17 protein-coding genes are annotated in these 13,849 nt (G+C 66.5%); 11 read left to right on the top strand and 6 right to left on the bottom strand.

All coding sequences use genetic code 11. From position 1 onward, the window contains the following. Positions 1-77 precede the first annotated feature (77 nt). The 6 genes from RXV90_RS16295 (at position 78) to RXV90_RS16270 (ending at position 5,326) form a co-directional block, all read left to right on the top strand. On the top strand, positions 78-551 hold the full coding sequence (locus tag RXV90_RS16295) for a lasso peptide biosynthesis B2 protein (RefSeq protein WP_316649938.1): 474 nt from the start codon (positions 78-80) through the stop codon (positions 549-551). A 111-nt stretch (positions 552-662) separates the two neighbouring features. Then, positions 663-878 (top strand): hypothetical protein, encoded by a 216-nt coding sequence (locus RXV90_RS16290; RefSeq protein WP_316649937.1) that lies wholly within the window; start codon positions 663-665, stop codon positions 876-878. Between the two features lie 128 nt (positions 879-1,006). After that, positions 1,007-2,281, top strand: coding sequence for a Vi polysaccharide biosynthesis UDP-N-acetylglucosamine C-6 dehydrogenase TviB (tviB, locus tag RXV90_RS16285; protein ID WP_316649935.1), 1,275 nt, complete (start codon positions 1,007-1,009; stop codon positions 2,279-2,281). A gap of 135 nt (positions 2,282-2,416) precedes the next feature. Further along, positions 2,417-3,070 (top strand): protein-L-isoaspartate O-methyltransferase family protein, encoded by a 654-nt coding sequence (locus tag RXV90_RS16280; protein ID WP_316649933.1) that lies wholly within the window; start codon positions 2,417-2,419, stop codon positions 3,068-3,070. A 16-nt stretch (positions 3,071-3,086) separates the two neighbouring features. Next, positions 3,087-4,454 (top strand): TolC family outer membrane protein, encoded by a 1,368-nt coding sequence (locus tag RXV90_RS16275; protein WP_316649932.1) that lies wholly within the window; start codon positions 3,087-3,089, stop codon positions 4,452-4,454. Positions 4,455-4,555: 101 nt separating this feature from the next. After that, positions 4,556-5,326 (top strand): hypothetical protein, encoded by a 771-nt coding sequence (locus tag RXV90_RS16270; protein ID WP_316649930.1) that lies wholly within the window; start codon positions 4,556-4,558, stop codon positions 5,324-5,326. On the opposite strand, the gene RXV90_RS16265 is transcribed toward RXV90_RS16270, so the two are convergent. Next, positions 5,323-5,466 (bottom strand): hypothetical protein, encoded by a 144-nt coding sequence (locus RXV90_RS16265; RefSeq protein ID WP_316649929.1) that lies wholly within the window; start codon positions 5,464-5,466, stop codon positions 5,323-5,325. The genes RXV90_RS16270 and RXV90_RS16265 overlap by 4 nt on opposite strands. A gap of 30 nt (positions 5,467-5,496) precedes the next feature. Between RXV90_RS16265 and RXV90_RS16260 the strand changes: the two genes are divergently transcribed. Then, positions 5,497-5,904, top strand: a complete 408-nt coding sequence (locus tag RXV90_RS16260; RefSeq protein WP_316649928.1) for a cobalamin biosynthesis protein CobQ — start codon at positions 5,497-5,499, stop codon at positions 5,902-5,904. A gap of 72 nt (positions 5,905-5,976) precedes the next feature. Here RXV90_RS16260 and RXV90_RS16255 read toward each other — a convergent pair whose 3' ends face one another. Next, positions 5,977-6,297 (bottom strand): DUF6280 family protein, encoded by a 321-nt coding sequence (locus RXV90_RS16255; RefSeq protein WP_316649927.1) that lies wholly within the window; start codon positions 6,295-6,297, stop codon positions 5,977-5,979. Positions 6,298-6,513: 216 nt separating this feature from the next. Between RXV90_RS16255 and efp the strand changes: the two genes are divergently transcribed. Then, positions 6,514-7,077, top strand: coding sequence for an elongation factor P (efp, locus tag RXV90_RS16250; protein ID WP_316649926.1), 564 nt, complete (start codon positions 6,514-6,516; stop codon positions 7,075-7,077). Positions 7,078-7,224: 147 nt separating this feature from the next. On the opposite strand, the gene RXV90_RS16245 is transcribed toward efp, so the two are convergent. Both RXV90_RS16245 and ygfZ read right to left on the bottom strand, forming a co-directional pair. Then, positions 7,225-8,019, bottom strand: coding sequence for a fructosamine kinase family protein (locus RXV90_RS16245; RefSeq protein ID WP_316649925.1), 795 nt, complete (start codon positions 8,017-8,019; stop codon positions 7,225-7,227). Then, a complete protein-coding gene (ygfZ, locus tag RXV90_RS16240; RefSeq protein ID WP_316649924.1) occupies positions 8,016-8,753 on the bottom strand; it encodes a CAF17-like 4Fe-4S cluster assembly/insertion protein YgfZ in 738 nt (245 codons plus the stop codon). The genes RXV90_RS16245 and ygfZ overlap by 4 nt, the downstream gene beginning before the upstream one ends. An 80-nt stretch (positions 8,754-8,833) precedes the next feature. Here ygfZ and RXV90_RS16235 point away from each other — a divergent pair, with 80 nt between their 5' ends. Then, complete coding sequence (locus tag RXV90_RS16235; RefSeq protein WP_316649923.1) at positions 8,834-9,529, top strand: TIGR04283 family arsenosugar biosynthesis glycosyltransferase; 696 nt, start codon at positions 8,834-8,836, stop codon at positions 9,527-9,529. On the opposite strand, the gene RXV90_RS16230 is transcribed toward RXV90_RS16235, so the two are convergent. Further along, positions 9,505-11,271, bottom strand: coding sequence for an ABC transporter ATP-binding protein (locus tag RXV90_RS16230; RefSeq protein ID WP_316649922.1), 1,767 nt, complete (start codon positions 11,269-11,271; stop codon positions 9,505-9,507). The genes RXV90_RS16235 and RXV90_RS16230 overlap by 25 nt on opposite strands. Positions 11,272-11,397: 126 nt before the next feature. Between RXV90_RS16230 and RXV90_RS16225 the strand changes: the two genes are divergently transcribed. Together RXV90_RS16225 and RXV90_RS16220 are read left to right on the top strand one after the other, a co-directional pair. Continuing rightward, positions 11,398-12,615, top strand: coding sequence for a pyridoxal-phosphate-dependent aminotransferase family protein (locus RXV90_RS16225; RefSeq protein WP_316649921.1), 1,218 nt, complete (start codon positions 11,398-11,400; stop codon positions 12,613-12,615). 29 nt (positions 12,616-12,644) lie between these two features. Further along, positions 12,645-13,157, top strand: a complete 513-nt coding sequence (locus RXV90_RS16220) for a hypothetical protein (RefSeq protein WP_316649920.1) — start codon at positions 12,645-12,647, stop codon at positions 13,155-13,157. Here the strand turns inward: RXV90_RS16220 and RXV90_RS16215 are convergent. After that, positions 13,154-13,738 (bottom strand): GNAT family N-acetyltransferase, encoded by a 585-nt coding sequence (locus tag RXV90_RS16215; RefSeq protein WP_316649919.1) that lies wholly within the window; start codon positions 13,736-13,738, stop codon positions 13,154-13,156. The two genes, RXV90_RS16220 and RXV90_RS16215, sit on opposite strands and share 4 nt — an antisense overlap. Positions 13,739-13,849: the final 111 nt, after the last annotated feature.

Genomic DNA, 13,849 nt, shown 5'->3' with positions numbered 1-13,849 from the left:
CCGTACCGGTCTTTTCGCGCGGCGCACGTCGCGCTAACCTGCCGCGCAATCTGTGATGTAACGGTAAGCCCAGGCCCATGCGCGCCCTGACACTTCTGAAACAACCCGCCCGGCGGCGGCGCCTCGTGGCAGAGGCCCTGCGCGAGCTTCTGCGCGCCTGGTGGACGGTGCGGTTCAAACCGTTCCGAAGCTATGCGGGCGATCTCGGGCACGCCCATGCCGGCGCACACAGCACCACCGATCTCCATGGCGATCTCGAACTTCTGCGCGACGTGAAGTGGGCCATCGGCGCGGTGAACCGCACGTTCTTCGGCCGCTTCACCTGCCTGATGCAAGGGATGGCCGGTAAGGCGATGCTCAACCGCCGCGGGGTGGAAAATACGCTGATCCTTGGCGCCAAGATGAACCGCGCGGGCGAGGGGTCCGACGCAGAGGGCATGGCCGCACACGCATGGCTCAATGTCGGGCCGGTCGTCCTTCTCGGCGGCGAGGCGATGGCAGGCTACGTGCCCGTAACCAGCTATCACAGCGCTCGCCCCGTGGAAGTTTAGGCAACACCTGCAACCGATTTTCCTGGCGACCACCAACGATTTCTTAATCTGTGTTAGCATAAAGAAAAAAAGTCCGAGGCACTGACCGCACGGCACGCGGATTGGCAGGAAATGGGCAAGATCAGCTTGGATATCCCGGCGCACCGGGTCGGACGCGCAGACCCGCGCGTCTCCGGGTCTTGCGCCGTCGTCGAAAAGCCCAGGCCCCTGCCACCGTCGGACGGTCCGCTCCCGCGCTGGTCCGGCCTGATCTGGGGGCCGATCGTCCTCATGACGGGGGCCTTCTGGGCGGCCGCGCTCTACGTCCTCTTCCACCTTTTCTTCTGAGTCATCCGCACCAATTGCAATTCCGCCGCAATCCTGTGGCATCGGGCCCGTCTCTGCGGTAAATCCTTGCGGGTTGGATTGAGAATTTCCATTCAGTGGCAAGACTTAAGCGTGAAGAGCACTTTGAGATGACATCAGATACCCCGCGAATTGGCGTGATCGGGCTTGGCTATGTGGGCCTGCCGCTGGCCGTTGCCTTCGGGCGGGTCTTCGACACGGTGGGCTTCGACGTCAAGACCGCCCGCGTGACCGAGATCCGGGCCGGGGCTGACAGCACCCACGAGGTCCCCGAAGACGATCTTCGCACGGCCACCCATCTCACCGTCTCGACCGATCCCGCGGATCTCGCCGCCTGCACCGTCTTCATCGTGACGGTCCCGACACCCATCGATGCGGCCAAGCGCCCCGATCTCGCCCCCCTCCGGGCAGCCTCTGAAACCGTTGGCGCCGTCCTGAAACCCGGCGACACCGTCGTCTACGAATCCACCGTCTTTCCGGGCGCGACCGAAGAGGTCTGTATCCCGATCCTCGAACGTGCCTCTGGCCTCCGCTTCAACACCGATTTCACCGCCGGCTACTCGCCCGAGCGGATCAACCCCGGCGACAAGGCCCGCCGCCTGCCGAACATCGTCAAGGTCACGTCCGGCTCCACGCCCGAGGCGGCGGAACGGATCGACGCGCTTTACCGCGCGATCATCCCCGCGGGCACGTACCGGGCCGAAAGCATCCGCGTTGCCGAGGCCGCGAAGGTCATCGAAAACACCCAGCGCGACCTCAACATCGCGCTGATGAACGAGCTTGCGATCGTCTTCGACCGTCTCGGGCTCGACACCGAAACCGTGCTCCGCGCCGCCGGCAGCAAGTGGAATTTCCTGCCGTTCCGCCCTGGCCTCGTCGGCGGCCACTGCATCGGGGTCGATCCCTATTACCTGACCTACCGGGCGGAACAGAGCGGCTATCACCCCCAGATCATCCTCGCCGGCCGCCGCCTCAACGACGGCATGGGGGCCTATGTGGCAGGCAAGCTTGTCAAGGAACTGATCCGCCGAGACATCCCCGTCCGAGGCGCGCGCGTCCTCCTTCTCGGGCTAACCTTCAAGGAAGATTGCCCGGATCTCCGCAACACCCGTGTCATCGATGTGATCGCCGAGTTGAAGGAATACGGCGCCGAGGTCGACGTGCACGACCCCTGGGTCTCCGCGGAAGAGGCCAGGGCCGAATACGGAATCGCCCTGACCGCGGATCCGTCCCCGGGCAGCTACGATGCCGTCATCGTCGCCGTGGCCCACTGCGCGTTTCGCGAGGCCGGGGCAGGGGGCCTGCGCGCCTATGGCCGCGATCCGCATGTGCTGTTCGACGTCAAAAGCGTCTTCGCGCCCGAAGACAGCGATCTGCGCCTCTGACATCGCTAGGACGCCCTGAAAGTCCAAGGGTGGACGGCGGAGGATGGGCGTATCGCAATTCGCCGCAGGTGTTGCCCGGATCGCAGGAATGTGCGAGGACTTGTTCTGGAAAAACGACACCGAAGATAAGTATACATGACCGATTTTGCGCTCCGACGGACGATGATGGTCGACACGCAGGTGCGCCCGTCCGACGTGACCAAGTTTCCCATCATAGACGCGATGCTGTCGGTGCCGCGCGAACGCTTCGTGCCCGACAATCGCCGCGAGGCGGCCTATGTGGGCGAGAACATGGATCTGGGGCAGGGCCGCGTGATTCTCGAGCCGCGCACGATGGCCAAGATGCTCGATGCCATGAACATCGGTCCGACTGATCTGGTGCTCGATGTGGGGCCCGCGCTCGGGTATTCCGCGGCCGTCCTGTCCCGGCTTGCAGAGGCCGTTGTCGCCGTCGAAGAAGATGAAAGCTGGGCCTCCGAAGCCGAGGCTGCCCTTTCGGACGTGGCCGCCGACAACGCGGTCATCGTCGCCGGCACATTGGCCGAAGGTGCCCCGAAACACGGGCCCTACGACGCGATTCTCATTCAAGGCGGCGTTGAATCCATTCCTCCCGGGCTCGAAGCGCAACTGAAGGACGGCGGGCGCATCGGTGCTGTTTTCATGGAAGGCGCGCTTGGTGTCTGCCGCATCGGCCACATGGTCGACGGCAAGATCAGCTGGCGCTTCGCCTTCAATGCCGCAGCCCCGGTCCTGCCAGGGTTCGAACGCGCGCGCGCGTTTTCATTTTAGCAAAGGCAGTCTGGCCATGGGACGCATGACATTGAAATCCCTACTTTGCGCGACGGCACTTGCCGTTGCAACGGCGTTACCGGCAGGGGCCCAATCGCTCACCGACACATTGATCAACGCCTACCGCACCAGCGATCTTCTCGATCAGAACCGCGCCCTTCTGCGAGCTGCCGACGAAGACGTCGCCCAATCGGTGTCGAGCCTCCGCCCGGTGCTCGAATACGTGGGCCGGGTCAGCTACAGCGATCCATCGATCGGCGACCATCTCACCGGCAATGTCGGGCTCGAAGCAAGCTTGCTTCTCTTCGATTTCGGCCGCAGCCAGCTCACCATCGATCTCCAGAAGGAAACCGTTCTCGCCCTCCGCGAGGGGCTGAAGGGGATCGAACAGGATGTGCTTTTGCGCGGCGTCAACGCCTATTTCAACGTCCGCCTTCAGAACGCCTTCGTGGGCCTGCGTGAAAACGATGTCCGCGTGATCACGCAACAGCTCCGCGCCGCCCGCGACAGGTTCGAAGTGGGCGAAGTCACCCGCACCGACGTGTCGATCGCAGAGGCCCGCCTTGCCGCCGCCCGTTCCGGGTTTGCCGCTGCGCAGGGCGCGCTCGCTCAGGCGCGTGAAGAGTACAAGGCCGTCACCGGCGCCTATCCCATGAGCCTCCGCCCGCCGCCGCCCGCGCCGCGCATCCCGGCATCCGAGGCCGAGGCCAAGGGCATCGCGCTCGGCCGCCATCCCGACATTCTCGAAGCTCAGCGCAACGTTACCGTAAGCGAAATCGGCATCGCCGTTGCCCGTGCCGCCCTGAACCCAACGCTTCGCGGCACCGTCGGCGTCTCGCTCGACGAAGATGGCGACGATGCAAGCTCGGTGGGCGTGACACTCCGCGGGCCGATCTACTCGGGCGGCAATATCTCCTCTGTGATCCGCCAGTCGCAGGCCCGCCGCGATGCGTCCCGTGCCAGCCTTCACTTCGTCAACAAGCGGATCGAACAGGGCGTCGGCAATGCCTGGGCCGATCTTGCCGTCTCCGTGGCCAGCGAACGCGCCTCCGAAGAGGAAGTCCGCGCCGCCCGCCTCGCATTGCGCGGCGCGCAGGAGGAACTGGAAGTCGGCTCGCGCACCACGCTTGACGTGCTCGATCTCGAACAGGATCTGCTCGATGCGCAGACGAACCTGATCTCGGCCCAGATCAACCGCGCGGTCACGATTTACGAGCTTCTGGCCGCCATGGGCCTGCTCACCGTCGATCATCTCGCCCTCGGCGTCGCCACCTACGATCCGGCGGCCTATTACAACGCGGTGAAGAACGCGCCTCTTGGAACGGTCACAAGTCCGCAGGGCGAAAAACTCGATCGTGTGATGCGCCGCCTCAACCTGCAGTAGACAATCGCGCCCCGGGCGCAAGACCTGTCACACGACGAGTGGTTGTGTGAACCTGGTACTCGTACTACCGTATGTCGTGAGGGGCGTAAGTGAGTCTGGATATGTCGGAGAACAAACCGCATCCCGAGGCAGACGCAGTCCTGTCCACCGTTCGGCGTATCGTGACCCGCTCCATGGCGGATCCTTCCGTGCGCGCGCCGGAACCGGTCGAAGCGCCCCATCCGTCACCGGAAGAAGAGCGCGCCGAACGTCTGCTTCTCACGCCCGCCCTCCGCGTCGACGAAACCGATGCCGATCCCGCGCCCGAGCTTCCGCCCCGCCGCCGGCCCCGCGTGACCACACGCACTCTGACGGCAGAGCGGATCACGCTCGAACAGCGCATCGCCGAACTCGAAAAGGCCGTCAGCGACGACGGCTCCTGGGAACCCGACGGCAGCGAGGAGATCGACACAGAAACCCCGCGCCGTTTCCCGTTCGGCTATCGCCCGCCGGAAGATGAGATCGAGGATGCGACAATCCTCACCGATGAACCGAAGGATGCCCCGGCGGCTCCGGAGGCCCCGATCATCGAGGCCGCGCCCGATCCCGCGTCAGCCACGCTGCGCTTTCGTACCGACCGGCCCGACGAGCCGGCCCGTCCCGAACCCGCGGTCGAGGCCGTCGCGCCCACGCAGGATACATCAACGGACGAAACCGCTGCGCCCGATCTCGTCGAGGAAAGCATTATCGACGAAGAGATGCTGCGCGACATCGTGGCAGAGATCGTCCGCCAGGAGCTTCAGGGCGAGCTGGGCGAAAGAATCACCCGCAACGTCCGCAAACTCGTCCGGCGCGAGATCCACCGCGCGATCATGACGCGCGACTTCAACTAGGCGCGCCTCTGAACACGCCCGCCCATCTGATCTTCGGTGCGGCGGCCTTTGCCCGCCCCGGCCACACCCGCATCACCCTCGCCGCCCTGATCGGCGCGCTTCTGCCCGATGCCTCGCTCTATTGCCTCGCGGGCTGGCACCTCATCATCCTCGAAACGCCGCCCGATGTCGTGTTTCGCCAGCTTTACTATTCCGAGGCCTGGCAGGGCATTTTCGCCATCGACAACAGCTTCATCCTCTGGGGCACGGGCCTCGCGCTCGCGCTGTGGCGCCGGTCGCGCTGGGCTGTCGCCCTCACCGGGGCCGCACTTCTTCACCTCGCCTTCGATTTCCCGCTCCACAACCACGATGCACGCATGCATTTCTGGCCGCTCACAACCTGGCGCTTCGAAAGCCCGATCAGCTACTGGGAAAGCGCGCGGGGCGGCGACGTCGTGGGCATGATCGAGGTCGCGGCGGTCGCACTCCTGACCGCGCTTCTCCTCTGGCGCTTTCGCGCCTCACTCTGGAAATGGGTGTTTCTCGGGATCGGTGCGCTTCAGGTTGCGCCCTTCTTCATCTGGCGCCTGGTCTTCTGAAGCGGCCGCCCTGAAAAGCGAAAGCGCGCCCGGTTCGGGCGCGCCACGCATGAAAAACCGCAATGGTTGGGCTCAGGCGGCGCGCGCCTGTTCCGCGGCCTGACGGCGCTCGCTTTCCTCGCGGCTCAGCGCCACCGAGGTGCGCACACCCTTGGACACGAAATCCATCAGCCCCGAGACGACCCGCTCGTTGGGGTCGATCCCAGCACAGGTCAGCACCTCACGCCCGTCGCGCGACCGCGCCCAGCGCGCGATCTGCTCCGGTCCATTGCCGTATTTCTTGTCGTCGGCAATCGCATCATCCAGCGCGGCCAGGACGACGGCTGCAAAAAGTTTGCGCGCACGGTTGCCCTGCTCATTGTTGAATGCGGTGCCATCTACGAAATCGACCATGTGTTATCCCGAACTTGTTGCTCTTGTCTTTTCGGCGTGGCGTCCCTTATGCCGTGTTAGCGCTGATTCGACTACCCTGCTTTTGCATAGCTCTCATGCATTAGCCGCATAACTCTTACGCGCACAAACACAGGATATTGTGGAGTTGCCAGCCGTCCACTGCGCAGATATAGCTCCCGTCAACCTTCCTTCAACCTTTTGTCATGGATTTGACACATGCCGAAGATCAACGGAAACGAGATCCGTCCCGGAAACGTGCTTGAACATAACGGCGGCCTCTGGGCTGCCGTCAAAGTCGACCACGTCAAACCCGGCAAAGGCGGTGCCTTTGCGCAGGTGGAACTCCGCAACCTGCGGAACGGTTCCAAACTGAACGAAAGATTCCGCTCCGCCGACAAGGTGGAACGCGTACGCCTCGAACAGAAGGATCAGCAGTTCCTCTACGAGACGGACGGCAACCTCGTCTTCATGGATACCGAAACCTACGAACAGATCGAGCTTCCGGCAGAGCTTCTGGGCGATCGCCGCCCGTTTCTGCAGGACGGCATGACGATCACGGTCGAATTCTACGACAGCGAGGCGCTGAACGCGACGCTGCCTCAGAAAGTCACCTGCACGGTGTCCGAAACCGAACCGGTGGTGAAGGGCCAGACGGCGGCGAACAGCTTCAAGCCGGCGGTGCTCGACAACGGTGTCCGCGTCATGATCCCGCCTTTCGTGGGCGAGGGCGAGGCGATCGTCGTGAACACCGAAACCATGGAATATTCCGAGCGCGCCTGATCGTCCGACCCGGCTGTCGGGGCAGGGGGTAGCCCCTTCATTTTGGCCGAAATACTCCGGGGGGCCGACCGTCAGGGAGGCGGGGGCAGCGCCCCCGGCGGATCGGCGCCGCAAGGCGCCGAGGCGAGCACAGGGTCGGGTTCGGGGTCACACCCCCGCCGCGTCCAGAAGACGCTCGACCATCCCCCGGTATCCGGCTCCGAAAAGCCGAAGGTGCACCAGCGCGGGCCAAAGCTGATAGATCGTCCGCCGCGCCTCCCAGCCGGGGGGCAGCGCCCCGTAACCTTCGAAGAATGCCGCCGGCGGCCTCCCGAACAGCGTCAGCATCGCCAGATCCACCTCGCCATCCCCATGATAGCAGGCGGGATCGATCACTCCGCTGAACCCTTCCGGCCCGAACAGCACGTTTCCCGACCAGAGATCCCCGTGCAGAAGCGCTGGCGGCGGCGTGGCCGGCAGGCGCCCCGGCAGGGCCCGGCACAGCTTTTCGAGCCGACGCGCCACCTCCACCGGCAGGGCCTCGGGCGCGGCCATCAGCCGCCGCGCGCCCCAGAACCCGGGCCAGTCCTCTGCCGCACCGTTCGGGATCGCCACGTCGCCGAAGGCATGATCCTCGGGCCAGCCATAGCCCGCGCCCCGGGCGGCATGAAGCCGCGCCACCGCTGCCCCGGCCTCCCGCCAACTGCGCGCATCGCCCGCGCCGCCCGCCTCGAGCCGCGACATCACGAGGATACCGTCTTCCGCCGAAAGAACCTCAGGCGCCGCACATCCTGCCGCCCCGATCGCCGCCAGCATCCGCGCCTCCGCCTCCGCGCCCGGTGCCAGCTTCACAACCACCTCCCGGCCATCGGCGAGCCAGACGGCAAACACCTCCGACAGGCTCCCCCCGCCCAGCGGTGTCACATGGCGAACATCGCGTCCAAGAAGCGTCCGAAACCTCACGCCGGATAGGTGACGCGCGCCTCTCCGGCCGTCATCTCCGCCCCGGCCCGGTCGAACCGCAGATAGGCGATCCCCCGGCCCGCGGCCTGCGTGTAAAGCGTGCCCACGGGCTTCCCGTCCGCCGTGATCTCGGTTCCGACCGGCGCGTCGCCCTCGACCTCCACCACGGCAAACCCCTTCCGAAGCTCCGTCTTGTGCTTCATCCGCGCGGTCACTTCCTGGCCGACGTAACAGCCTTTTTTGAAATCGACCCCGTGAAGCCGCTCGAAGCCGGCTTCCAGGATATAGGTGTCGTCGGGCTGAAGCTCGATGCCGGTCTCCGGCACCCCGTGCGCCACCCTCAGCGCATCCCAGTCGGTGCCGTCATCTCCGGCCCGCGCGCCGTAAAGGCGCCAGCCCAGCCCCGCGTGCCGCGGATCGGCCAGCGCCCCCTCGGGCGCCTCGCCTGTCCCGCGAAACACCTTCAGATCGCTCTCCGCAACCGTCACGTCGGCGCGAAGCTTGTACATCATCAGCCGCCGCATCAGCCCCTCGGCCAGCCCAGCATCGACATCGAGGAGGATCGCGTCGCCGGTCTCCTGCAAAAAGAAATCGGCCAGAAACTTCCCCTGCGGCGTCAGCAGCGCGGCGTAAACCAGCCGCCCGGGCGCCTTCGGCACGTCATTCGTGACCAGTCCTTGCAGGAAATGCCGCCGCTCCGGCCCCCCGATCTCCAGAACCCTGCGCTCACCCATATCGCTCTCTTCCTCGCAGCCCGACGTCCGGCGTATATAGGGGCGAACGGCGCCCGGCGCCATCTGTCGCACGAGGATCCATGCGCGCGCCGCTCTCCGTCATCATCCCCACGCTCGATGCCGCCGAGGGCCTGCCCGGCACGCTCGCAAGCCTCATGTCGGGCCTGCAGGCGGGGCTGATCCGCGAGCTTCTGATCAGTGATGGCGGCTCCACCGACGCCACCATCCGGATTGCCGAAGAGGTCGGTGCCCGGCTTCTCACCGGCCGCCCGGGGCGCGGTGCGCAACTCGCCCGGGGCGCGGAACGGGCAGGGGGCGACTGGCTCCTTTTCCTCCACGCCGATACCGAACTTTCCCCGGGCTGGACCGACGCGGTCGAGGCCCATATCGCCCGGACCCCCGATCACGCCGCCCATTTCCGCCTCGCCTTCCGCGACGGCGGCACCCCCGGCCGGATCGTCGCGGGCTGGGCCAACCTCCGCGCGCGGGTCCTCGGCCTTCCTTTCGGCGATCAGGGCCTCCTGATCTCCCGCAAAACGCTCGACAGCATCGGCGGCGTCCCCGATCTTCCGCTCATGGAAGACGTGGCGCTCGCCCGCGCGCTGAAAGGCCGCCTCCGTCCGCTCGAGGCCGAGGCCCGCACCTCCCCCGCCCGCTACCAGTCCGAAGGCTGGATAACCCGCGGTACCCGAAACCTCGCCCTGCAGGTCCGCTTCTTTCTCGGGGCCGATCCGGCGAAACTCGCCCGCCGCTACGCCTCGCGGCCCGAGAACTGAAGCCGGTAAAGCGCGGCGTAAAGCCCGTCATGGGCCAGCAACTCGTCGTGCACGCCCTCGTCGACGGCTCGGCCCGCCTCCATCACCACGATCTTGTCCGCGTCCCGGATCGTCGACAGCCGGTGCGCGATCACCAGCGTCGTCCGGTTCTGCGACAGTCGGGCCAGCGCGGCATGGATCGCGGCTTCCGATTTCGCATCAAGCGCCGAGGTCGCCTCGTCCAGCAACAGCACCGGCGCATCTTTCAGAAACGCCCGCGCGATCGCTACCCGCTGCCGCTGCCCGCCGGACAGGTTTGCCCCGCGCGGGCCCGCCCGCGTCTCCAACCCGGCCTCAAGCCCGGCCACGAATTCCGACAGGTTCGCTTCCTCGAGGATCTCGCTCAGCCGCGCGTCGTCCACATCCCGGCGCCCCAGCACGATGTTCTCGCGTATGCTTTCATCGAACATCGGCGCGTCCTGCGTCACCACGGCAAACCGGTCCCGCAAGGCGCCCAGATCCAGCGTCTCCACGGGCGCGCCGCCCAGGCACACTTCGCCCGCCTGGGGCTCCACAAGCCGCGTCAGAAGCCGGAATACCGTCGATTTCCCCGCGCCGGAGGGGCCCACAAGCGCCGTCATCTTCCCGGCCTCGGCGGTAAAGCTCAGCCCGTTCAGAACCGGCTCGTCCCCATAGGTGAAGGCAACGTCCCGAAACGCGATATCGGTCGCCTCCGGCACCGGGCGCGGTGCGGCGGGGCTCGTGATCCCGGGCGCGGTGTCGAGCACGCTGAACACCCGCTCGAGGCTCGCCGCCGTCGTCTGCAGAATGCCCGCAAGGTTCGCCAGCCGCCGCATCGGCTGAAACGCCAGCGCCATTGCGGTGAAGAACGACATGAACTCGCCCACCGTCTTCTCGCCCGACAGGATATCCTGCCCCCCCAGCACCAGGACCGCGAAGAACCCCACTCCCACCACGATATCGAGAAGCCCGGGCAAGAGGGCCGAGCTTCCGGCGGTCTTCACAATCGCGATCACCAGCCGGTCCACGATCTCGGTGAATCGCCGGGTCTGATAGTCCTCCATCCGGTTCAGCTTCACGGTGTCCATACCGCCGAAGATCTCGGACAGCCGCGTCGCCCGGGCGTAGGAGGCTTCCCGGATCGATCCCGCCTTCCGCCTCAGATACCGCTGCAGGGCCGCGGCGGGCAGGATCAGAAGGGGAAAGCCCACAAGCGCCGTGAGCGTCCACACCGGATCGATCAGAACGGCCACGACACCGAGCGACAGAAGCGAAATCAGATCGCGCGCGGCGCCCTGGATCAGCGTCTGCCACACCGTCTGCACCTGCATCGTGTCGCCCTGCACCCGCTCCAGAAGCGCGCCCGGCGGATGCTCATGGAAATACAGGCTGTCCAGCCGCATCATGTGCGCCAGCATGTCCTTCTGCATGTCCGTGACGGAAATCTGGCCCACCCGCGTCAGGATCACCCGGTGCGCGACCCCTGTTGCCGCCCGGATCACGAACAGCGCCATGATCGCGCCGCCGATCACGTAGATCATGCTTTCGTCGCGGCCCACCAGAACCCGGTCGAACATCGGCTCCAGCGCATAGCTCAGAAAGCCGAGCGTCGAGCCCTCGATCATCATCAGCCCCGTCGCCAGCACCAGCCAGGGCCAGTGCCGCCTCAGGTAGCCGCGCCACAACCGGCCGATAAGGCCGGTGGCGCTGGGCGGGGTCGTGTTGTCGGGGGAAGGGGTCAAATCCGGGCTCGCAAGGGGCGTTCCCCCGGATGTACCGGGTCTCCCGCGGTGAAACAAGTTCACCCGATTGACCGCGCCCTTCGCCCGGGCTAGCTCCGGCAGCGCAACTGCCGTGGGGCACCCGACATGAAGAACAGGCCGAACCTCGCCAGCGGACGCGATTACCTCGCGATCCCAGGGCCCTCCGTGATGCCCGAGCGCGTGCTACGCGAAATGCACCGCGCCGCGCCCAACATCTACGAGGGCGAACTGGTCGATATGGTGCCGGGCCTCCTCGACGGGCTCAGATCCGTGGCCCGCACCCGCCATCACGTCGCGATCTACATCGGCAACGGGCACGCGGGGTGGGAGGCGTCGCTGGCCAATGTGCTCTCCCGGGGCGACAGGGTTCTCGTCCTCCACACCGGCCGCTTCTCCGTCGGCTGGTCGGAAATGGCCGAACGGCTCGGCGCCGAGGTCGAGATGCTCTCTTTCGGCACCCGTGGTCCCGTCGACACCGCTCGCCTGGCAGAGGTGCTCGCCGCCGACACGGGCCATGCCTACAAGGCCGTTCTCACCGTCCAGGTCGACACCTCAACCAGCGTCCGCAACGATATCGCCGCCATCCGCCGCACGCTCGACGCGGCCGGCCACCCCGCGCTTCTCATGGTCGACAGCATCGCCTGCCTCTGCTGCGACGTGATGGAGATGGATGCATGGGGCGTCGATGTCGTCGTCACCGGAAGCCAGAAAGGGCTGATGACACCCCCGGGCCTCGCCTTCGTCTTCTTCAACGACCGCGCAGATGCCGCCCGCGACCATGCCGATTGCGTCACCCATTACTGGGACTGGCGGCCCCGCGTCTCGCCCCGATTGTTCCCGAACTATTTCGACGGCACCGCCCCCACCCACCACCTCTACGGCCTTCGCGCCGCGCTCGGCATGATCGCCGAAGAGGGGATCGAAGCGATCTGGGCCCGCCACGAGGCCCTTGCCCGCGCGGTCTGGGCAGCGGTGGAAACCTGGGGGCAGGGCGGCCCCCTCGAACTCAACATCCCCGACCCGGCCCATCGCAGCCATGCCGTCACCACGATCCTCGCGGGCGAGACCCGCGGCGCCGAACTGCGCGCCACGGTCGAACGCATGACGGGTCTCACGCTCGGTCTCGGGATCGGCATGGGCGAACCGACCGACCGCGCCAGCGACGCCTATTTCCGCATCGGCCACATGGGCCACGTGAACGCCCACATGATCATGGGCGCGCTCGGCGCCATCGAAATCGGCCTCCGCGGCGCGGGCATCCCCTTCGCCCCGGGAGGCCTCGACGCGGCGGCGGGCGTTCTCGCGGAGGCTGCGGGCGGCTGATCCGCCCGTCGCAGCGAAAGGGATACCCGATGGCCCCCGGCGCGCCCCTCGCACCGCAAAGCGAGATCGCCGTCGATCTCCTCTTCGACGGTCCGGGCCCGACCTTCGGTGATCTCTTCACGATCACCGGCCACGAGAACCCGAATTTCCCGCCTCCGCGCCAGTTCGACTTCGCGCAATTCACCGACCTGCAGGTCTCTCAGATCGGCGATTACTTCGGCGTCCGGGCGTTAGGCGACGTCGGCGAGGACATTCCGATCTGGCTCTTCCCCCTCGTGGCCGGCCGGATCGTCGATCACCATCCGGGCCGCTTCGACGGCCTCCGCTTCACCTACAGCGTCCTGCGCAACCCGCTCTCCCGCGGCGATCACCTCGTCCACATGATCGACCGGCTCGCCGCATCCCTCCCGGTCACGCCGAGCGATGGCTCTGGCCCGGTCACGGCAAAGCGTATCCGGCAGGACATCCAGGCCATCGCAAAGGACTGGGCCGCCCGCGGGATCGATGTCGGCTCGCCCGCCGCGCTTCGGATCGACCTCTAGCCCCGCGCCGCCCGCAGCATCGGAAAACGCTTCGGCGTCCCGGGCAACTGCACCTCGGCCAGACACTCGAACCCGTGCCGCCGATAGATCGACAGGTTCGCGGGATTGCTCGATTCCAGGTAAACGGGCTGCCCCGCGCGATCGCAGATCCCAAGCCCATGCGCCAGAAGCGCCGCGCCAAGCCCCTGTCCCTGGCAGGCGGGATCGACGGCCAGAAGCTCAAGCTCCCAATAGTCGTGCTTGGGCCGAAACGGCTCGCAGGCCTCCAGCAGATCGAAGAACGCGCCGATCCGGTCCTGCCGAGACGCCGTCGCGAAAATCGCCTCCAGCGCCCCGACATCAAGCGCCACCCCCGGCGGATACCACACCGCCGCCCCCTTGCAACCCTCAAGCACATGCACACCGCCGACGGCAAAGGCGGGCCGGGCGCAGATCTCCACGAACCGGTGGTGCAGGGCCTCGAAATCCTCCTGCGTCGCCGCGGCCCAGCGGACGGTCGGATCGTCTTGAAACCCCTTGTCCATCACCGCCGCGATCGCCTGCATCTCGGATGGCGAAGCCGTGAAAACCGAAGCCGTCATGCGCGCATCCCCGTGGTGGCCGATGGCGGAGTGTCGGGCCGAACGGCCTTCCGCGCAAGGCCCGGTGCCGCAATTGGCCGCGCCCCTGCCGCACATCTTCCGGCCGCGCCC

The organism is Ovoidimarina sediminis, from assembly GCF_032586175.1.
Taxonomy (GTDB): domain Bacteria; phylum Pseudomonadota; class Alphaproteobacteria; order Rhodobacterales; family Rhodobacteraceae; genus Ovoidimarina; species Ovoidimarina sediminis.
The sequence above is the reverse complement of the archived record's forward strand: the minus strand, read 5'-3'. Positions and strand labels throughout refer to the sequence as shown.

Bases quoted from the DNA above. Each gene is read 5' to 3' on its own strand.
- RXV90_RS16295 (WP_316649938.1), top strand. From the start codon at position 78: ATGCGCGCCCTGACACTTCTGAAACAACCCGCCCGGCGGCGGCGCCTC.
- RXV90_RS16290 (WP_316649937.1), top strand. From the start codon at position 663: ATGGGCAAGATCAGCTTGGATATCCCGGCGCACCGGGTCGGACGCGCA.
- tviB (WP_316649935.1), top strand. From the start codon at position 1,007: ATGACATCAGATACCCCGCGAATTGGCGTGATCGGGCTTGGCTATGTG.
- RXV90_RS16280 (WP_316649933.1), top strand. From the start codon at position 2,417: ATGACCGATTTTGCGCTCCGACGGACGATGATGGTCGACACGCAGGTG.
- RXV90_RS16275 (WP_316649932.1), top strand. From the start codon at position 3,087: ATGGGACGCATGACATTGAAATCCCTACTTTGCGCGACGGCACTTGCC.
- RXV90_RS16270 (WP_316649930.1), top strand. From the start codon at position 4,556: ATGTCGGAGAACAAACCGCATCCCGAGGCAGACGCAGTCCTGTCCACC.
- RXV90_RS16255 (WP_316649927.1), bottom strand. From the start codon at position 6,297: ATGGTCGATTTCGTAGATGGCACCGCATTCAACAATGAGCAGGGCAAC.
- efp (WP_316649926.1), top strand. From the start codon at position 6,514: ATGCCGAAGATCAACGGAAACGAGATCCGTCCCGGAAACGTGCTTGAA.
- ygfZ (WP_316649924.1), bottom strand. From the start codon at position 8,753: ATGGGTGAGCGCAGGGTTCTGGAGATCGGGGGGCCGGAGCGGCGGCAT.
- RXV90_RS16235 (WP_316649923.1), top strand. From the start codon at position 8,834: ATGCGCGCGCCGCTCTCCGTCATCATCCCCACGCTCGATGCCGCCGAG.
- RXV90_RS16225 (WP_316649921.1), top strand. From the start codon at position 11,398: ATGAAGAACAGGCCGAACCTCGCCAGCGGACGCGATTACCTCGCGATC.
- RXV90_RS16220 (WP_316649920.1), top strand. From the start codon at position 12,645: ATGGCCCCCGGCGCGCCCCTCGCACCGCAAAGCGAGATCGCCGTCGAT.
- RXV90_RS16215 (WP_316649919.1), bottom strand. From the start codon at position 13,738: ATGACGGCTTCGGTTTTCACGGCTTCGCCATCCGAGATGCAGGCGATC.